We start from the raw sequence: 18,602 nt of genomic DNA, 5'->3' as shown, positions 1-18,602 counted from the left end.
CCGGCCGAGGCCCGCGGACCGAAGGAGTGATCATGGGGAATTCTTCCGCGCAGGGGATCAGGACCGTACTGCATCCGGTGTCCGATCTGGGCAGGGCCAAGGCGACGTACGCGGCCCTGCTCGGCGTGCCGCCCACGGTCGACTCGTCCTACTACGTCGGCTTCGACGCCGCGGGTCAGCACATCGGCCTGGTGCCGGGCGGTGGACCGCAGCGCCTGACCTCGCCGGTGGCCTACTGGCACGTTCCGGACGTCGAAGCGAAGCTGACCGAGCTGAGCGCCGCCGGCGCCACCGTGACCGAGCCCGCCCACGATGTCGGCGGCGGTCGCCTCGTGGCCACCGTCGCCGACCCCGACGGCAACCTGCTGGGCCTGATCCAGGACAGCTGAGCGACCGGCTCGCTCGAGCCGCCGACCACGATCCGAACCACACGAAAGGGAAACAATCATGCTCGCCATCGATTCCGTCACGCTCGAAGTGCCGGATCCGGCAACCGCCCAGGACTTCTACACCGGGGCCTTCGGACTGGGCCCCCGCCTGCGCGTCGACGCGTCACGCGAACCCACGACCGGTTTTCGCGGGTTCGCCGTGTCGCTCGTGGTGTCCCAGCCGGGAACCGTCAACCGCCTCTTCGGCGCCGCCCTCGACGGCGGAGCGACCACCCTGAAGCCGGCCGCGAAGAGCTTCTGGGGCTACGGCGGGGTGCTGCGCGACCCGTACGGCACGATCTGGAAGATCGCGACATCGTCGAAGAAGGACACCGGACCGGCCAGCCGGCACGTCGACGAGATCGTGCTTCTGTTGGGGGTGCGGGACGTCGCCGTGACCAAACGGTTCTACGTCGATCGTGGCCTGACCGTGGCCAAGAGCTTCGGCCGCAAGTACGTCGAGTTCGCCACCTCGAACATCAAACTGGCGTTGTACGGCCGCCGTGCCGCGGCCAAGGACGCGGGCGTCTCGCCCGACGGCGACGGATCACACCGACTCGTCATCGGCAGCAGCGCGGGCACCTTCGTCGACCCCGACGGCTTCGCATGGGCGGACGACATCTCCTAGGGTCAGCCGAGCGATCTCGGCGGAGCACACGGGGCCATCCCCACTTCCGGCACGCGGGCACGGGTGACGTCAGCGTCCCGCGTCGCCGGCAGGTGCGCCGGACACGGTTGCGACGCCGGGGCGGAGCGGGTTCACGTGGCATGGTGATGATCACCACGATCGGTCAACTCTCCCCTGACGGAAGAGTAGGGTCGGCGCCGGTCTTCCGGGCCTGTCCGGACGGCCGCCGCCGCGTCCCTGACCGGGTCGAGGTGATGAGGCCCTCGGCCGGCAGGACGCACTGTTGCCGGTCGCGGTAGCTGCGACCCCGGTGGTGGGGGTCGGACCTGCACGCGTCCGCGTGCGGCCCCGAGTGGAAATGGCTGTATGTCTTCTGTGCTGTCCGCGGTCTCCCGGCCGCGCCTGTCCCGTCCGTCCTGGCTGTCGCCGAAGGTGTTCCGCACCGAGGTCCTGGCCGGCCTGGTCGTCGCTCTGGCGTTGATTCCCGAGGCGATCTCGTTCTCGATCCTGGCCGGGGTCGACCCTCGGGTGGGCCTGTTCGCCTCGTTCACGATGGCGGTCACGATCGCGGTCTGCGGCGGCCGGCCGGCGATGATCTCCGCCGCGACCGGAGCCATCGCGCTGGTGGTGGCGCCGCTGGCGAAGGAGCATGGGCTGGACTACCTGGTCGCGGCGGTGATCCTCGGCGGCGCGATCCAGGTGCTGCTGGCGGCGCTCGGGGTGGCGAAGCTGATGCGGTTCATCCCCCGCAGTGTCATGGTCGGTTTCGTCAACGCCCTCGCGATCCTGATCTTCGCCGCCCAGGTCCCGCACCTGCTCGGCGTACCGTGGCTGGTCTATCCCCTCGTCGCCGTCGCTCTGGCGATCATGGTCGGGCTGCCCCGACTCACCCGTGCCGTCCCGGCGCCGCTGGTCGCGATCGTGGTGTTGACCGCGGTCACCGTCTTCGCGAGCGTGGCGGTGCCGACCGTGGGCGACGAGGGCGCCCTGCCGGACAGCCTGCCCACCCTCGGCCTGCCGCAGATCCCCTGGACCATGGGCACCCTCACCCTGATCGCCCCCTACGCCATCGGTATCGCGCTGGTCGGGCTGATGGAGTCGCTGATGACCGCCAAGCTGGTCGACGACATCACCGACACCCCCTCCAGCAAGACCCGCGAGTCCTGGGGCCAGGGCGTCGCCAACATCGTCACCGGGTTCTTCGGCGGTATGGGCGGCTGCGCGATGATCGGCCAGACAATGATCAACGTGAAGGCGTCCGGCGCCCGCACCCGCCTGTCGACGTTCCTGGCCGGCGTGTTCCTGCTGGTCCTGGTCGTCGTGCTCGGCGACGTGGTCGCCGTCATCCCGATGGCCGCCCTGGTCGCCGTGATGATCGTCGTGGCGGTGTCGACGTTCGACTGGCACTCCGTCGCACCGGCCACCCTCAAGCGGATGCCGTACGGCGAGACGATCGTCATGCTCGCCACCGTGGTAACCACCCTGGCCACCCACAACCTGGCCGTCGGCGTCGTCGTCGGCGTGCTCACCGCCATGGTGATCTTCGCCCGCCGGGTCGCCCACCTGGTCGAGGTCACCAGCGTGCTCGACCCCGACGGCGGCACCCGGATCTACTCCGTGCACGGTGAGCTGTTCTTCGCCTCCAGCAACGACCTCGTCGGCCAGTTCGACTACGCGAACGACCCGGAGAATGTGGTGATCGACATGACCCACGCCCACGTCTGGGACGCCTCCTCCGTCGCCGCGCTCGACGCGATCACCACCAGGTACGCCAGCCGGGGCAAGACCGTCGAGATCGTCGAGCTGAACACGCCGAGCGCCCGCATCCACGACACCCTCGCCGGCCAGCTCGGCGTCGGCCACTGATGGCTACCGCCACCAGCCGCGACACCGGCCCGGAGCAGCACGCCTCCGGGCCGCCCGCCGACCGGCTCATGCAGATCGGCGAAGCCGCCGAACGCGTCGGGCTCAGCATCCGCACCATCCGGCACTACGAGGAAGCCGGCCTGATCGTCCCCTCCGCCCGCAGCGAGGGCGGCTTCCGCCTCTACACCGGACCCGACCTCGACCGCCTCGCCGTGGTCAAGCGGATGAAGCCCCTCGGGTTCACCCTCGACGAGATGCGGGACCTGCTCACCGTCCTCGACGCCCTCGACACCGCCACCGGCGCCGCCCGCGCCGAGTTGCTCGACCGGCTCGAGATGTTCCACACCGCCGCCACCACCCGCGTCACCGCTCTCCGCGACCAACTCGCCACGGCCGAGGGCTTCGCCGACACCCTCCGCGACAGACTCGACCACCACGGCAGCCCGGCGGGCTGATCACGCCGCAGCCGACCAGCCCAGGACGACGATCTCGGACACCCGGACACCCGGACGCCGGGATGGCCTGGCGCCGTTGGTGAGTCGACCCGCCGAGAGACGAAACGGGAGCAGCCGGCTCAGTCGCTCTCGTCGACGAACTTGTAGTAGCTCATCCGGAAGCGCTGCAGCAACGCACGCATGAACTCCGCGCCGGTCTCCGGTCGCACCCGTTCCGCCCCGGCCGGTACCCCGTTGTCGTAGAAGTCCTGCGCCAGCGCCCCCCACTCGGGGTCCAGCACGGACAGCGTCACCGTCCGGCCGGGCTCCCAGCGGAACTCGGCCACCCTCCGGCTGGTGTGCTGCGCGAACGTGTACAGCCCCACGCGGGTCGGTGCCTGCTCGGTCATGCCTGCCTCCTGGATCACCACGACTCCTCCGCTCACCGACGGTCCTGCGCTCACCACGGGCTCGGCGGGCGGAAGGCCCCCCACGCCTCGCCGGTGATCATGCCTCGGCTGCGTATCTCGTTGAAGCGGTCCATCGCCCCGGAGACCGCGCTCTCGTTCAGGCCGGTGGCGCGCAGCCGGTCGGCCAGCACGGCCGGGTCGGTGCTCTGGAGCCGGGCCATCGTGTCCGGGCTGAGCGGCTGGTTCCGCTGCTGCGCGACGAAGTCCGAGCGCAGCGGTTCGGCGTTCGACTCCGGGAAGGAGTAGCCGTGGTCGATGGCGACCAGGCGGCCGTCCGGACCGGTCAGGTAGTTACCCATGTGCCGGTCGGTGTTGCCGCTGATGTAGTCGAGCACCGCCATCCGCTCTCGTTCCGCGAGGGAGTAGTCGGTGACGGGACGGCCGGGGTGCGCGTTCTCCACGAACTCCTGCATCGAGCCGGCGCCGTGCGGGCCGTCCCACCGCGCGGTGGTCGGCACCAGGCCGAAGCCCAGGTCCTCGTCGAGGCGGGAGGCGGCGACCTCACGGGCGGCCAGCTGGTTCTCCGGGATGGTGGAGCGCACCTGCACGAACTCGTTCTCCGGCACGTTCGGCTTGTAGACGCCGTGCGTGCCGTCGGTGAACGTCACGTCATAGGCGTCGTTGACGTGCTCACCGGGTTTGAGTTCGACCATGCTGTGCACCTCTCTGCCGAGCAGCCGCAACTCGGCCTCGCTCGCATGATGCGGCACGGCCGGATCGGTGCCGGACCCGGACTCGGGTGGATCGGCGCCGTCGAGGTCGGGCTCGTCGACGTCGTGTCCCCCACCGCCGCCGTTTCCCGGGCCCCCGTCGGGCGCCGGGCCGCCCCCGTGCGCCGGGCCGCCGGCGGGCCCGGGCGATGCGGGCGGACCGCCGGGCGCCGGCCCTCCCCCGCCGCCGTGCGTGGGCGGGTCGGCCCAGGCCCACGGCGGCGGCTGGCCGCCGCCACCGGCGGGGGCGTCGTAGGACCGCGGCCGGGGGCCGGCAGCCGGCGTGTCGGGGGTGGCGGTCCCGGTGGGGGTACGCCGAAGGCCCCGCAACGCCGCACGGAGGGTGTCGAGCAGCTCGCCGAGCTTGGACAGGATCGGCCGGAGCCGGCTGACGCTGCGGGCCAACGCGGTGAGCAGCCCGGCGACCTTCGCCGCCCACTTGGCGACCAGCGCGGAGACCTGCGCCGCGACCAGCGGGGTGGCCACGCCCAGGGTGAGGGCCTCCTCGGCGAGCCACTGCCAGAGCCGGACGGCGAGGACGGAGACGAAGTCGGCGATCAGGTCCCGGACCAGCTCCCGGACCAGGGCGACCAGCAGTCCCGCGCCCTCGACGACGGTGCCGATCAGGCCCGAGGCGTCGGCCAGGCCGGCGAGGTGACGCACGTGCTGGTCGCTGTAGCGGCGGTAGGCCTCGGAGGCGGGGCCCGTCCAGGTGGCGATCTCGGTGCGTACCGCCTCGGACAGGGCGGTGACCTGGCCGGCGACGTGCCGCGAGACGTTGTGCCACGTCTGGGCGTACGCGGTGATCTGGTCCGGGTCGCCGGCCAGCCAGTCCAGCGCGTCGGAGAGGGGTTTGACGTGCTCGATCAGCCAGGCGACGCCCCAGGAGACGACCGACCCGATCGGGTCGACGCAGGTCGCCAGCACCTCCAGGGACGTCCCCACGCCGCCGATGGTCGAGTCGATCCAGGAGCCGTTCTCGATGCCGTTGCGCAGGTCGACGAGGCTCTCGACGATGCCGATGCCGCTGTAGCCGGTGGTGGTGTCCTGCCGGGCCGCGACCAGCGGGTTCGCCGCCGCGGTGCTCACCGGTGCAGCCGCTGGAAGAGGGCGGAGACCGTCCCGTCGGTGTCGTGGTAGGCGGTGACCGTCGTGTCGAGCGCACCGGCCGCGCTGTGCAACGCCTCCCGCGCCGCCGCGAGGGCGTCCACCGCCGGACCCTGGAGGAAGTCGAGCAGGAAGGGGATCGCCTGGCAGACCGGGATCTGCCCGTAGGCCTCGGCGCCCATCCGGACGTGCGCGCCCGCGTCGTGTGCCGTGCCGATCTCCCCGGCGATCCGGTCGACCGAGCGGGCGTGCCCGGTCAGCGCCGCCGCGGTGACCTCGAAGCCGCGCGCCTCAGCGCCCATTTCCGCTCCAGCCCGCGTACCCCGGGTCGCCCTCCTCGGGCACCTCCGGGAAGCGCGCCGCGTAGCTGCCGACGACGGCGCGCGCGGTCTCGGAGTCCGCGCCGACGGTGCCGGCGGCGGCGTCGGCGACCTGGGCGGCCAGCCGGCCCTGCGCCCGCCGCATCACGGCCAGCACCGTGGCGGCGATCTCGTCCGGCCGCCAGCGCAGCACCCGGTCGTCGAGCCGCAGGTCGGTCATGGCTCCGGACGCGGCGACGGTCACCCGGACCGCGCCCTGCGCGCCCTCGGCGGTCGCCGACATCGCCGCCACCTCGTCGGACAACGCCTGCGCCCGGCCGGCGCGCTCGGAGATGCCCGCCACCCAGGACGCCACGAACCGGTCGGTCGAGGCGGCGAAGTCGCCCATGGGAAACTGCGCCATCAGACCTCCCCCGTGTGACGGCCCGTCGGCCGCCTCCGGGAAGCACCGGGTGCGGCGCGGTCGACATACGGTACGCCATCGCCCTCCACGGTGGAGTCCCATGTGGGCGCTGCCGGTGCCCACGGGCGGGCCGGGGTTGGTGCCGCCCGCTAGGGTGGTACGTGGCACACCGGGGAGGGAACGTGGTCAGGCGCTGGGGACCTGCCGGGCTGACGCTCGGGCTCGCTCTGCTGGCGGCGGGGTGCGGCGGTGAACCGTCGCTGACCGGCACATGGATCATGGCGGAGAACCAGTCCCGCACCATGACGGTCCGCGACGACGGCTCCGTGTCGGCCAACGTCGACGTCCCCTGCACCGGCGCCACGAAAGACCAGGGCGACCGGGAATACCGGCTCGAGCTGGACTGCGGCATCACCAAGATCTCGGCCGACGGCGTTTTGAGCGCCGACGGCAGGACCCTCACGGTCAAGGACCCGAGCACCGGCCAGGAAGCGGTCTGGAACCGCAAGTGACCCGTCGGGTGGCCCACGTCGACCGGTGACCGTGCGGCGCGTCCCGAAGGAATCGGAGCCCATGTCGACCGAATCCGCTCTCGTCGCCGCGTACCCCCGGCTGTTCGCCCCGCAGCGATGGGAGTGGGGCGGGCTCGACGCCCAGTTCAGCACCGGAGCGCCACCGGACGAGCTGGTCACCAACGTGCACCTGGTGGGGTTCAGCGGCGACCAGGTCATCCTGTGCCGCGACGACCGCGACGTGTGGTTCCTGCCCGGAGGCACGCGCGAGCCCGGTGAGAGCGTCGAGGACTGCGCCCGGCGGGAGCTGCTGGAGGAGGCGGGTGCGGTGCTCACCGGCCCGCTGACCGTCGTCGGCGCGCACCACTGCGTCACCGACCGCCCGCTGCCGTACCGGCCGCACCAGCCGCATCCGGAGAAGGCCTGGCTGTGGTGTGCCGCCGACGCCGCGATCGTCCAGGCGCCGACGATGCCGGCGGACGCGGAACAGATCGTCGAGGTCCGGGCGGTGCCGGTCGCCGAGGCCGCCGTGCTTCTGCTCACCGATCAGCCCTGGCTCCCCGACCTGCTCATGCTGGCCGTGCGGACACGCGGGCGGGGATGATCGCGCCTGCCTCGCCGGTCAGACCGACTCCAGCTCGCGATCCTCGCTCGGCGAGGGAGCTGCGGCCCGTCCGGCCCGGTTGTCGACCCTGGTCATGACGGCCCGGGCATACAGCGCGATGCCGGCCAGCATGCTGGCCACGGCGATCGGCACTCCGAGCAGGGGCTGCACGTACATCGCCAGGAACCAGGACCTGACGTCGATGTCGGACAGGATGAACACCAGCGGGACGATCCCCTGGGGGATGAGCAGGATCGAGCCGAGGGCCCAGCTCAGTCCCTCGACCGTCCCGCCCGTCCTGGCCACGGCGCCGTCGGCGGCCCGGACCACGGTGGGCCGACCGGTGCGCATGGTGTGCAGCAGGTCGGGTCCGTCCTCGGTGAGCTTCCGGATCGCCAGGCCGCCCAGCACCCAGGCGACGGCGACGCCGGTCAGCACGCCGACCGGCAGCCCGGCCCAGCTCACCCACGGCTGGTCCAGGCGCGTGCCGAGGTAGACCACGGCGAGCGCGGGCGCCGGCGGCACCAGCCCGATCCAGAACAGCACGTTGGACCGGCCGGTGGTGTCTGCGCGCTCCAGCGGGTTGGTCGGCCGCTTGTGCGCGTCGGGGCCGGGGACCAGGCCGTACACCGACGAGTGGACGATCAGGCCGGCGCCGCCGCCGAGCAGGGCGGGCACCGCCGCGGCGACCCAGGGCCACGTCCACGTGGAGCCGCTCCACCAGGTGAGGGTGATGCTCAGGACGATCGCCGGCGGCGTGAAGACGATCAGGTACGCCCACTGCCGGCCGCGCACGTCGGCGCGCTGGGAGCCGATCGTCAGGGTCTGCCAGAGCGCGGTGCCGTCCTGGCTGTAGAGGTTGCAGGCCGAGGTGATCGCGAAGAGCGCGAGCGCCGGGCCGGCCCAGGGCAGCAGGAGACGGGCGTCGAAGGTCAGCGGCAGCAGCGCGGTGCCCAGCGCCCAGACGATCGGCACCACCGCCGTGGTGGTCCGCAACGGATCGCGCCACCAGGTGCGCAGCTCCTTGCGGACGACCGCGCCGGTCGGGCCGCCGAGCGGGCCGCCGCTCACCGGGGGGCGGTCGGCGCTGCCCCGGATGGTGGCCCGGGCCCGGCGCGGGGTGCCCAGCTCGACCGACCAGACGAGCAGCAGCAGGACGCAGAGCGCGGCCAGCCCGGCCGGCGCGGCGATCGCGAGCGGCCAGTCCCCCCGGCCGGCGGCGTCCACCGCCACCACGCCCCAGCTCGACGGGATCGACCGCAGCGCGACGGTGGTCGGGTGGGAGAACCCGGTCTCGAGGATGTCGGAGTACATGACGGCCACCACGATCATCCAGCCGGACTGGGTGAGCACGAGCATCGCCGCGAACAGCACGCCGGTGACCGCGGCGCCCGCCCGGGACGCCGCGACGACGCCGAACAGCGCGTAGGCCACCCGGGACAACAGCACCACGAAGACCAGTTGCAGCGCCGCGACCGGCGCCGCCAGCAGCGCCGGGGCGAGCCCCTGCCGGGCGCCGTACGTGATCAGCCCGACGAAGCCCAGCGCGGTGACCGCCGTGGTGATCCCGACGAAGGCCGCGCCGAGCAGCCCCAGCGCGAGCCGGCGGCGCGGCACCGGCAGCAGCGTGAAGTGGTCGGCGCGCAGCACCGCCGAGCCGCCGAACAGCGGGCCGGCCAGCCAGCCGAGCGTCCACATGCCGAACACGCCCGCGAGCAGGTCGCCGAGCACCATGGGGTTGGGCAGCTCGACCAGGGAGAGCCAGATGGTGGCGGCCGCGAGCATCAGGCCGAGAACCGCGCCGACCAGCATCCACGCGGCCCGGCCACCGGTCATCGAGTTCTTGACGACCGTCAGCTTCATCCGGATCAGGATGCCAGCCACGACAGCCCTCTCCGGCCCTGCTCGTCGCCGCCGACCAGCCGGACGAACGTCTGCTCCAGCGTGCCCCCGCCGCGGACCTCGGCGAGCGGACCGGCCGCCACGACCCGCCCCCCGGCCATCACGGCCACGGTGTCGCACAGCTGCTCGACCAGCGGCATCACGTGGCTGGACAGCACCACCGAGCCGCCACTCGCCACGAACCCGGTCAGGATCGCCTTGAGGGCCGCCGCGGACACCGGGTCGACCGCCTCGAACGGCTCGTCCAGCACGAGCAGCCGGGGCCCGTGCAACAGCGCGGTCGCCAGCCCGATCTTCTTGCGCATGCCGGTCGAGTAGTCGACCACCAGGGTGCGCTCGGCCGCGCCGAGCTCCATCACGTCGAGCAGCTCCTGCACCCGGCCGGCCAGCACGCCGGCCTCGATGCCGCGCAACTGCCCGATGTACGTCAGCAGTTCGCGTCCGGTCAGCCGCTCCGGCATGGACAGCCCGTCGGGCAGCACGCCGATCAGCGCCTTGGCCTCGACCGGGTCGGACCACACGTCCACGCCGAACACCTGCGAGGCGCCCTCGTCCGGGCGTAGCAGCCCGACCGCCATGGACAACGAGGTCGTCTTGCCCGCGCCGTTGGGGCCGACCAGCCCGAAGAAGGAACCCTGCGGCACCACGAGATCGACGTGGTCGACGGCTGTGTTCGCGCCGAACGTCTTGTGCAGGCCGGACAGTCGCAGTGCCGCGGGCGGGCCGCCCGCGTCGGGATCGTCCGCTGCGGCGGGCCGGGTGGTCGCTGGCTCCATGGTTCCCCTCGACGTCGCTGGGTGGCGCCGGGCCTGGTCTGCCCCGACCTGCGCTGCCTGCGCATGCGCCGACGAAGAGGGTTGGTCCACCGCGCTCACCCGGCGGAGAGGGCGTGCGGGCTGAGTCTAGCGACCGGGGACGCCGGGAGTGGCCCACCGACGCCTCAGGACGGCCCGGATCCGACGCCCCGCACCGCCTCGACGACGGACTGGGCGACCTCGTCGGGCCGGGACACCGCCATCGCGTGGGAGGCGCCGGCGACCTCCCGGACCCCACGGGCGCCGGCCCGCTCGGCCATGAAGCGGTGCGCGGCGACCGGGATGTTCCGGTCGGCGTCACCGAAGACGAACCACGTGGGCAGCGACCGCCACGGTGGGGTGGTCGCCGCGAGGCCGTCGCCGAGCGCCTGCTCGGTCACCGGCCGCTGCGTCCGCGCCATCAGGATCGCGAGGTCGTCGGACACGTCGGCGGCGAACTGCGCGTGGAAGGCGTCCTGCCGGATCGCCGTCTCCTTGCCGCCGGTCGCGACCGGGTAGGAGACCAGCGTGTCGGCCAGCGTGCTGCCGGGGAACTGCCCGGACAGCGCCAGCGCCGACTCGCCGGTGTCCGGGCAGAACGCGTTGACGTAGACCAGGGCACGCACCGAGGACTCCCCCGCCGCCGCCTCCGTGATCACCATGCCGCCGTACGAGTGACCGACGAGGATCACCGGGCCGGCGATCCCGCGCACCACGTCCCGCACGTACGCGGCGTCGCCGGCCACGCCGCGCAGCGGGTTGGCGGCGGCCACGACGGCCCGGTCGGGACCGAGCCGTTCGATCACGCCGTTCCAGCTGGCCGACTCGGCGAACGCGCCGTGCACGAGGACGAGGGTCGGTTCCTGATCTGGCACGACATCCGCTCCTTGGCTTCGGCGGAGCCGTGTGCGTCCGCTCGCCCTGTACCGGGCCGGCTGCTTACCCACCGTGCGGCGGTGAAACGTCCGTCTTCGGCCGGCGGTGCGGACCGACCACCCGGCGCCGGCCTGCGAGGCCTTCGTCGGGCGGGATGCCTATGCTCGTCGGGTGGAGCACAGCGAGCAGGCCGTGCTGGCCGGGATGCTGCAGTCGGCCGAGGATTTCGCCCCGGTCGAGGCCGTCGAGGCCGTCACCGGCGTGCTCGCCACCGCGTTGGACGCGCTCGCCGTCTCGCTGCTGGTCGCCGACCTCAGCGGACGGGCGCTGGTCCGGCTGACCCATCACCCGGCGGCCGACGGGCCGGACCGGCGTCACGGTGAGGAGGCCGCCGAGATCCTGCCGTTCGACGGCGGGCCCTACGAGCAGGCCCTGCGCCATCAGACCAGCCAGGTGCTCCCGGCTGACGGACGATGGACGGTGCTCGCTCCGGTCACCGAACGCGGTGAGGCGATGGGGCTCCTGGAGATCGACCTGCCCGCCGAGCCGGATGCCGACGTGGTCGCCCAGATCGCCCGGGCCGCGCACGCGCTGGCGTTCGTGGTGATCGCCAACCGTCGACACACGGACCTGTTCGAGTGGGGACAGCGCAGCACCCCGTTCACGCTCTCCGCCGAGATCCAACGCCGCCTGCTGCCCGCCGCCTTCACCTGCGAATCCGGCGCGTTCACCCTCTCCGGCTGGCTGGAGCCCGCCGCGAGCGTCGGCGGGGACACCTTCGACTACAGCCTGGCCCGGGACCTGCTGCACTTCAGCGTCACCGACGCCATGGGCCACGGCGTGGCCAGCGCGCTGACCGCCACCCTCGGCGTCGGCAGCCTGCGCAACACCCGTCGCCGGGGTCACAGCCTGGTCGTGCAGGCCGAGGAGGCGAACCGGGCCGTCGCCGAGCACGCCAACGTACGCGGGGCCTACGTGACCGCCGTGCTCGGCCGGGTCGACCTGGGCACCGGACGCTGCGAGCTGCTCAACGCCGGGCACATCCCGCCGCTACTGGTCCGCGACGACCGGGTGACCGAGGTGGGTCTCCCGGCCAACTTCCCGCTGGGCATGTTCCCCGAGGAGCCCTGCCGCGCCGGCGAGGTCACCCTCCGACCCGGCGACCGGCTGGTCGTCGTCACCGACGGCATGCGCGAACGCAACGCGGCCGACCTCGACCTGTCCGCCGCCCTGCTCGGCATCACCGGCCTGCACCCCCGCGAGGCGGTGCGCGCCCTGTCCGACGCGTTGCTGGCCGCGACCGGACCGACGCTGGCCGACGACGCCACCCTGCTCGTCATCGACTGGTACGGCACGCACGGGCGGCGACGCAGCACCGGCGGCGCGGACACCGCACGCGCGAGTACCGGACGGCGGTGAGGGCGTCACGAGACCGCCGGCGACGCCTCCTCGGCGTCCCGCACGGTGTCGAAGACGCCGATGACCCGGTCGACCGAGGTGACCGACAGCACCCGCCGGACCGACCCGCCGACGCCGGCCAGCGCGAGCCAGCCGTCCCGCGCTCGCAGGTCCTTGTGCGCGACCACGAGCACGCCCAGGCCGCTGGAGTCCATGAAACCCACGCCGGCCAGATCGACCACGACCACCCGGGCCCCGCCGAGCACGACCTCGTCCAACCGGTCGCGCAACCGCGACGTGGTGCTCATGTCCAGGTCACCGGCGACCTCGATCACGGTGCCGACACTTCCCTGCCGGGTCGACAGCACCAGGTCCATCCGACCTCCCTCCCGCGACATGCCGCGTGGTTCCGCCACTGCGCGTACCGGTCCACGGTGCCAGAGTCCGAGCCCTCCCGCTCAGTGACGGGCCGGCCGCGGATCCAACCCGATCGGGCCGCGGCCGTGCGCGACGGCGTGAGCGCGTCGGTGGCGGGCCGGTCCGGCTGAACATGCGCCGAAGCGGGGCACCGCTGCGGTGCGCCGGGTGGGAGGATCTGCCCATGCGACGGAGATCTCTGCTCATCGGCGCGGCGGCGGGCGTCGCCGCGCCCGTCGTGGCCTCCGGCGCGGCGACGGCGGCACCCGGCGTCGGCACCGACCCGCCGCGCCCCCGACCGCGCACCTGGACGCCGGCCAACAAGGCCGACGGCCTCGCCACCCTGCCCGCGGCCACCCGTCAGGTCGTGATCGTGACGGCGGCGAGCTGGAGCACGAGCTACGCCACGCTGGAGACGTTCACGAAGACCGACGGTCGCTGGGTCCCGGTCTCCACGGCGCTGTCCGCGCGGATCGGTTCCCAGTTCTTCAGCGACCACCACGTCGAGGGGGTGCCGACCACGCCGACGGGCGTCTACTCGTTCGGTGCGACGATCTACGGCATCGCCGCGAACCCGGGTGTCAAGCACCCCTACCACCGGATCGTCACCGACGACTGGTGGAACGAGAACCCGAACTCGGCCGGCTACAACACCTTCCAGCACACGGCCACCAGCCCCGGCGGCCTGAGCGAGGCGCTGTGGAAGGAGAAACCGGCCTACACGCACTTCGCGGTGATCACCTACAACATGCCGCCGAACGTGCCGAAGCCGGTGCCGAACGCGGGCAGCGGCATCTTCCTGCACGAGTTCAGCCGGACGCCGTCCGGTCCCACGGCCGGCTGCGTCAGCCTGTCCCACGCCGACCTGGTCGGCGTGCTCCGCTGGCTCGACCCGGCGGCCCAGCCGCGCATCGTGCTGTCACCGTTGGACAGCCTCGGCCGCTACTGACGCGTCGGGCGGACGCGCCCGGGCCCGGCGCGGAGTGTCGATCTCCACGCCGGGCCGGGGGCCGGGTCAGCTGGCCGTGCAGCTGGCCGTCGCACCGGGGCCGGTGCCGGTGCCCTGGAAGCCGAAGTTGGTCGTCTGCCCGGCCCCGACGCGCCCGTTGTAGCTCACGTTGGTGAACCGGACGGTCCCGCTGGTGCCGCTGGCCTGCGCGTTCCAGGCGCCGGTGATCGCGGCGCCCCCGGGCAGCGTGATGGTCACGGTCCAGCCGTTGATGGCCGCGGAGCCGGCGGTGACGTTCACGCTCGTGGTGAAGCCACCGGCCCACTGGTTGAGCGACACCGACGCCGAGCAGCCGTTGCCCGTCGGCGGCGGCGTGGTGGGCGGGGTGGTCGTCGGCGGGGTGGTCGTCGGCGGAGTCGTGGTCGGCGGAGTCGTGGTCGGCGGGGTGGTCGTCGGCGGCGCGGTGGTGGGCGGGTTGGGCGCGCCGTTGGCCAGGCTGTACGCCAGGTCCGGCTGGAACGAACCGGCCGCGTAGCGGCAGCCGTCCGCCTCACCCGGCGGCTTCACCCAGAGGTACGCGTCGATGTTGGCGTCGCCGGTGTTCGTCGTCGGGTACTGCCCGATCCGCCGGTCGGTGTTGTCGTCGGCGCACCAGTCCCCGCTGGCGCCGCCGTTGCGGCTGGTGTCGATGACCTGGCGCTTGCCGGAGATGCCCATGCCGTTGAGGGCGGAGATGACCGCCCGGCCGAAGTTCGCCTCGCTGGAGGTGGGGTTGAAGTTCGACACGTTGGTGAAGAAGCCGTCGGCGTACTGCACGCCGGCGGCGCGGAGCCGGTTGGCCGTGTCGTTCGCGCTGTTCCAGGTGGAGTGGCCGCCGTCGAGGTAGACCTTGGCGTTGGGGTTGGCCGACTTGATGGTCTGGGTGGCCGTGGTGAGCGCCTGGTTGCGCGCGTTCAGCTCGGCGCCGCTCAGGCAGGTCTGGAGGGCGAGCGAGTCGGTCTCCAGGATGATCATGACGGTCTGGTTGCCGAGTCCTCGGGCGAAGTTGGACACCCAGGTCTGGTACTGGTTGAGGTCCGGGGCCCCGCCGGCGCTGGCCCCGCCGCAGTCCCGGTTGGTGATCTCGTAGACCGAGAGCACCGGGATCTGCTGCGCCGCGTTGGCGGCGCCGACGAACCCGGACACCTCGGACTGCACCGTCGACGGGTTGAAGTTGGCGAACCAGCGGGCCTGCGGCTGGCTCGCGATCTTGTCGCGGATGACGGCCGCACGCGAGTCGCCGGGGTTGGCCGCGACCCAGCGGACGACGGCCGAACTCGGGTCGCGGTAGAGCGTGCCGGAGACCGTGCCGGCGGACGCGCCGCCGACGGCGAAGGCGACGCCGGCCGCGGCGGTGACCGCGACGGCCGCCACGCTGACGGCCGCCGACCGGCGGCGCCGGGGGGAGAGGATAGCCACGACGTGTTTCCTCCTGATCACATAGATGTGTCTGTCTTCATGGGAGCGTTCCCAAGACGGTAGCGGAGGCGTGGGCCGCTGCCAATATGCAAAGTTGTCACTGCGTCAGCGACCGGGCCGCCGACGGCGGGCGCGTCAGAGCTGGACGACGTGACCCACCCGAGGCGGCGTACGGCCCGCGAGGACGTCGAGCCACGCGTGCCGCAGCGCCTCGGGGCCGTGGCCGACCCGCACGTCGAGCCACCCGCTCACCACCCGCGAGAACCGCTGCCAGGCGTCGGCGAACCGGTGGTCGAGGCCGTCACGGCCCCAGTCCCGGCCGCGCTTGCGCATCTGCACCGGCGCGAAGAAGACCTCCTCGGCGGCGTCGGCGTTCGGCGTCTGCCGGGTCAGACCGACCGCGATGTCCCGGACGAGCCGGTCGCCGAGGTGGGCGCGCAGGGCGGCCCGGTGCGCGGGTGCGCCGGACAGGTCGAGGTAGACGGTCGGAACGGCGTCGAGCGCCGCGACGTCGCCGTAGGGCAGGACCTCGTCGTAGCAGCCCAGCGACCGGGTGAACCCGAGGTTGTCCGGCGAGGTGAGCCCGACCAGGCGTGGACCGCGGCCGTGCAGCTCGAACGCGGCGGCGTACGCGGTCTTGCTCGACGCCGACGACAGCACCAGCGACCGTGCTCCGTACCAGTCGTTGTCGACGACCTGGTCGGCGAGCATGAACGAGGTGAAGAACAGCGGCCGGAACAGGATCAGCAGGTCCTCCTGCTCGGGCCGGTAGGCGGGGTCGCCGATGGTCGACCGGTAGGCGTTGTACGGCGCGGGCAGGTCGGCCCGGTGCGGGCTGGCGTCGCGGAAGCCCGAAGCGTCCACCCGCTCCGGGCGTACCACCAGGTGGCCGGCGGGCGGGAGGTAGCCGTAGACGCGCTGACCCGGCTCGACGCCGGCCACGGCGGACGCGGCCACCTCGGCGAAGCCCCACAGTGGCGGGAGCCCCCACCGCCGGTCGAGCCCGCGCCGCTCGGGCGGGAAGAACTCCCAGTACCGCATCGATTCGCCGAGCACCGCGTAGGTCACGTTGTTGGCGGTGAGCCCGACGCGATCCACACGCAGCAACGCCTCCCCGTCGACGAGGGCCGGCACCGGACCGTCGGCGAGCGTGGTACGGGCGCGGTCGTCACGGGCCACGGCGAACGTCCACGACTCAGCCATGGTCCGACCGTAGGCAGCCGCGAGACCGGAGACAAGTGCACTGCGAGTGCAAAATTCGGCGGGTCCAGACCCGAGCACGCCTGCACTACCCTCGCCGCCGTGGACACCACGGAGATCGATGCCCCCGTCGTCGGCGTCACCGTCTATCCGGACCGCGCCCGGGTCACCCGTCGCGGCAGCGTCCGGCTGACCGCCGGTGAACACCGGGTACGCGTCGCGCCCCTCCCCCTCGGCCTGCGCCGCGACTCGATCCGGGTCGGCGGGCGGGGCGCGGCCACCGTGCTCGGCGTCGAGGTCAGCGCCTGGCGGCAGCCCCGCAGCACCGACGCCCAAGTGGTCGGCCTGGAGCGGCGGCGGCGCGAGCTGGCCGACGAACTGGTCGAGATCGAGGACGCGGACGGCATCGAGGACCAGCGCGGGGAGTTCCTCACCCGGCTGGCCGAGCGCGCCGGCGGCACGTACGCCCGCGCGCTGGCCGCCGGCGACCTGACGCCGGCCGACGTCGCGGCCTTCACCGACTCGGTGGCCGGTCAGCTCGCCGAGTCACGCGGCCGGCGGCGCGGCCTGGCCCGGCGGCGCGACGAGCTGGCGGAGGAGATGGCGGCGGTCGAGCGCGACCTCGACGCCGCGCACGGCAAGCGCGCCCCGGACCGGTTGGCCGCCGACGTGACCGTCGCGGTGGAGGCCGACGAGGCGGAGGTGGAGCTGGAGCTGACCTACCTGGTGGACGACGCCCGCTGGCAGTCCTCCTACGACCTGCGGCTCGTCGACGACACAGTGACCGTCACCTGGTTCGGGCTGGTCAGCCAGAGCACCGGGGAGGACTGGCCGGAGTGCGAGCTGGCGCTCTCGACCGCGCGGCCGGCGGCGACCGCCGGCGTACCCGAGCTGTCGCCCTGGTATCTCGACCGGTTCCGGCCCGCGACACCCCGGGCCGCGGCGGCGCCCATGCCGGTCGGGATGCCGCCGCCGCCGGGAGCGGCGCCGGCCGGTGGCGGCGGGCCGGCCCGGTCCGCGGCGCCCCGCCCGCGGATGCGGGAGAGCGTCGCCGAGGTCGAGCAGGGCGTCGCCGCGGCCACCTACCGCCCGGCCCGGGCGGTGGCGGTGCCGGCGGACGGCAGCGAACACCGGGCCACCGTCGCCGTGCTGGAGCTGCCGGCCCGGCTGGACCACGTGACCGTTCCGGTGCGCGCCGCCGAGGCGCACCTGCGGGCGACGGTACGCAACACGTCGGACCACACGCTGCTCCCCGGCGCGGCGGCGGTGTTCCACGGGGCGGACTTCGTGGCGGCCACCCGACTTCCGACCTGGGCGCCGGGCGAGGAGACGGAGCTGGCGCTGGGGGTGGACGACCGGCTGCGGGTGGAGCGGAAGCTGCACCGGCGGTCGGAGACCAGGGCCGCGCTGGGCTCGACGCGGCGGCGGGAGGTGGACTACCGGATCACCGTCGCCAACCACACGCCCCGGCCGGCGACCGTGGAGGTACGGGACCAGGTGCCGGTGTCCCGCGACGAGGCGGTGGTGGTCCGGGAGACGACGCTGACGCCGTCGCCGGCCGAGCGGACCGAGTTGGGGGAACTGACCTGGCGGTTGTCGCTCGCGCCGGGTGAGAGCGGCGAGATCGCCCTGGGCTTCCGGGTGGAGCTGGCCAAGGGGGTCGAGCTGACCGGCTGGCGGGAGTAGGCGTTAGGAAGGGGCCCTTCTTATGCAGAATGCGTTAAGAAGGGCCCCTTCCTTGAACCTCAGACGCGGCGGCGGCCGTAGGCCCCCGCGGCGATGGCGACACCGATCGCGGCGAAGACGACCTGGAGCACCAGCTCGATCCAGTCGATGCCGGCCGTGTCGTCGACGCCGAAGGCGCCGGCGACCAGGGTGCCCAGGATCGCGGCGACCACACCGATGAGCAGCGTGAGCCAGATCGGGATGTTCTGCTTGCCCGGCACCACCAGGCGGCCGAGCGCGCCGATGACGAGGCCGATGACGATCGCGGTGAAGAAACCCGTGACTTCCACGAGAGCCGTCCTTTTCCCTCGGATGTGTTGGCACCCGGGTGGTTGCCCCGATCAACCACCGCGCGAAACGCGAGAGCCGTTTCTTCACGGAACTGTCATGGGCGGCGGATC

Annotated in this window: 20 protein-coding genes; 9 read left to right on the top strand and 11 right to left on the bottom strand. The window is 73.0% G+C overall.

Annotation, left to right across the window (positions count from 1 at the left end; translation table 11 throughout):
- Positions 1–32: 32 nt before the first annotated feature.
- From ACN27B_RS12925 to ACN27B_RS12910, 4 genes are all read left to right on the top strand, one after another.
- On the top strand, positions 33–389 hold the full coding sequence (locus ACN27B_RS12925) for a VOC family protein (RefSeq protein ID WP_099164791.1): 357 nt from the start codon (positions 33–35) through the stop codon (positions 387–389).
- A gap of 58 nt (positions 390–447) precedes the next feature.
- Positions 448–1,056, top strand: a complete 609-nt coding sequence (locus tag ACN27B_RS12920) for a glyoxalase (RefSeq protein ID WP_396820739.1) — start codon at positions 448–450, stop codon at positions 1,054–1,056.
- Positions 1,057–1,422: 366 nt separating this feature from the next.
- A complete protein-coding gene (locus ACN27B_RS12915) occupies positions 1,423–2,922 on the top strand; it encodes a SulP family inorganic anion transporter (RefSeq protein ID WP_099162729.1) in 1,500 nt (499 codons plus the stop codon).
- Positions 2,922–3,377, top strand: a complete 456-nt coding sequence (locus ACN27B_RS12910) for a MerR family transcriptional regulator (RefSeq protein WP_422745137.1) — start codon at positions 2,922–2,924, stop codon at positions 3,375–3,377. The genes ACN27B_RS12915 and ACN27B_RS12910 overlap by 1 nt, the downstream gene beginning before the upstream one ends.
- A 119-nt stretch (positions 3,378–3,496) precedes the next feature.
- On the opposite strand, the gene ACN27B_RS12905 is transcribed toward ACN27B_RS12910, so the two are convergent.
- The 4 genes from ACN27B_RS12905 to ACN27B_RS12890 are packed head-to-tail and all read right to left on the bottom strand — an operon-like array spanning position 3,497 to position 6,366.
- On the bottom strand, positions 3,497–3,766 hold the full coding sequence (locus ACN27B_RS12905; protein ID WP_157779135.1) for a hypothetical protein: 270 nt from the start codon (positions 3,764–3,766) through the stop codon (positions 3,497–3,499).
- A 50-nt stretch (positions 3,767–3,816) separates the two neighbouring features.
- On the bottom strand, positions 3,817–5,625 hold the full coding sequence (locus ACN27B_RS12900; protein ID WP_099162732.1) for a hypothetical protein: 1,809 nt from the start codon (positions 5,623–5,625) through the stop codon (positions 3,817–3,819).
- Positions 5,622–5,945, bottom strand: coding sequence for an ESX-1 secretion-associated protein (locus ACN27B_RS12895; protein ID WP_357958755.1), 324 nt, complete (start codon positions 5,943–5,945; stop codon positions 5,622–5,624). The genes ACN27B_RS12900 and ACN27B_RS12895 overlap by 4 nt, the downstream gene beginning before the upstream one ends.
- The gene (locus tag ACN27B_RS12890) at positions 5,935–6,366 is read right to left on the bottom strand and encodes a YbaB/EbfC family nucleoid-associated protein (protein WP_157779136.1); all 432 of its coding nucleotides are present in this window, start codon (positions 6,364–6,366) and stop codon (positions 5,935–5,937) included. The genes ACN27B_RS12895 and ACN27B_RS12890 overlap by 11 nt, the downstream gene beginning before the upstream one ends.
- Before the next feature lie 182 nt (positions 6,367–6,548).
- On the opposite strand from ACN27B_RS12890, the gene ACN27B_RS12885 reads away from it, so the two are divergent.
- Positions 6,549–6,878: a hypothetical protein gene (locus ACN27B_RS12885; RefSeq protein WP_157779137.1), complete on the top strand. Its 330-nt coding sequence runs from the start codon at positions 6,549–6,551 to the stop codon at positions 6,876–6,878.
- Positions 6,879–6,939: 61 nt separating this feature from the next.
- Positions 6,940–7,482 (top strand): NUDIX hydrolase, encoded by a 543-nt coding sequence (locus ACN27B_RS12880; protein ID WP_396820744.1) that lies wholly within the window; start codon positions 6,940–6,942, stop codon positions 7,480–7,482.
- Between the two features lie 18 nt (positions 7,483–7,500).
- Here the strand turns inward: ACN27B_RS12880 and ACN27B_RS12875 are convergent, their stop codons facing one another.
- The 3 genes from ACN27B_RS12875 to ACN27B_RS12865 all read right to left on the bottom strand — a co-directional run bounded on the left by ACN27B_RS12875 (position 7,501) and on the right by ACN27B_RS12865 (position 11,053).
- The gene (locus ACN27B_RS12875; protein WP_422745133.1) at positions 7,501–9,345 is read right to left on the bottom strand and encodes a hypothetical protein; all 1,845 of its coding nucleotides are present in this window, start codon (positions 9,343–9,345) and stop codon (positions 7,501–7,503) included.
- Between the two features lie 5 nt (positions 9,346–9,350).
- Positions 9,351–10,160, bottom strand: coding sequence for an ABC transporter ATP-binding protein (locus ACN27B_RS12870; RefSeq protein ID WP_422745130.1), 810 nt, complete (start codon positions 10,158–10,160; stop codon positions 9,351–9,353).
- Between the two features lie 164 nt (positions 10,161–10,324).
- Positions 10,325–11,053, bottom strand: a complete 729-nt coding sequence (locus ACN27B_RS12865) for an alpha/beta fold hydrolase (RefSeq protein WP_422745128.1) — start codon at positions 11,051–11,053, stop codon at positions 10,325–10,327.
- Positions 11,054–11,225: 172 nt separating this feature from the next.
- Between ACN27B_RS12865 and ACN27B_RS12860 the strand changes: the two genes are divergently transcribed.
- The gene (locus tag ACN27B_RS12860) at positions 11,226–12,473 is read left to right on the top strand and encodes a PP2C family protein-serine/threonine phosphatase (protein WP_422745126.1); all 1,248 of its coding nucleotides are present in this window, start codon (positions 11,226–11,228) and stop codon (positions 12,471–12,473) included.
- Between the two features lie 5 nt (positions 12,474–12,478).
- On the opposite strand, the gene ACN27B_RS12855 is transcribed toward ACN27B_RS12860, so the two are convergent.
- Positions 12,479–12,829 carry an STAS domain-containing protein gene (locus ACN27B_RS12855; RefSeq protein ID WP_422745124.1) on the bottom strand — a complete coding sequence of 117 codons (351 nt, stop codon included), beginning with the start codon at positions 12,827–12,829 and terminating at the stop codon, positions 12,479–12,481.
- A gap of 224 nt (positions 12,830–13,053) precedes the next feature.
- Between ACN27B_RS12855 and ACN27B_RS12850 the strand changes: the two genes are divergently transcribed.
- On the top strand, positions 13,054–13,818 hold the full coding sequence (locus ACN27B_RS12850; protein WP_422745122.1) for a L,D-transpeptidase family protein: 765 nt from the start codon (positions 13,054–13,056) through the stop codon (positions 13,816–13,818).
- Between the two features lie 66 nt (positions 13,819–13,884).
- Here ACN27B_RS12850 and ACN27B_RS12845 read toward each other — a convergent pair whose 3' ends face one another.
- Positions 13,885–15,276 carry a glycoside hydrolase family 6 protein gene (locus tag ACN27B_RS12845; protein WP_422745120.1) on the bottom strand — a complete coding sequence of 464 codons (1,392 nt, stop codon included), beginning with the start codon at positions 15,274–15,276 and terminating at the stop codon, positions 13,885–13,887.
- 135 nt (positions 15,277–15,411) lie between these two features.
- Positions 15,412–16,479 (bottom strand): DUF2855 family protein, encoded by a 1,068-nt coding sequence (locus tag ACN27B_RS12840; protein WP_422745118.1) that lies wholly within the window; start codon positions 16,477–16,479, stop codon positions 15,412–15,414.
- Positions 16,480–16,578: 99 nt separating this feature from the next.
- Here ACN27B_RS12840 and ACN27B_RS12835 point away from each other — a divergent pair, with 99 nt between their 5' ends.
- Positions 16,579–18,162: a mucoidy inhibitor MuiA family protein gene (locus ACN27B_RS12835; RefSeq protein WP_422745116.1), complete on the top strand. Its 1,584-nt coding sequence runs from the start codon at positions 16,579–16,581 to the stop codon at positions 18,160–18,162.
- Between the two features lie 59 nt (positions 18,163–18,221).
- Here ACN27B_RS12835 and ACN27B_RS12830 read toward each other — a convergent pair whose 3' ends face one another.
- The gene (locus ACN27B_RS12830; protein WP_099162746.1) at positions 18,222–18,491 is read right to left on the bottom strand and encodes a GlsB/YeaQ/YmgE family stress response membrane protein; all 270 of its coding nucleotides are present in this window, start codon (positions 18,489–18,491) and stop codon (positions 18,222–18,224) included.
- Positions 18,492–18,602 lie beyond the last annotated feature (111 nt).

It is taken from the genome of Micromonospora sp. WMMD754, from assembly GCF_049315235.1.
GTDB classification, from domain to species: Bacteria; Actinomycetota; Actinomycetes; order Mycobacteriales; family Micromonosporaceae; genus Micromonospora; species Micromonospora sediminicola.
This window is presented reverse-complemented; position numbering and strand designations above follow the sequence as displayed.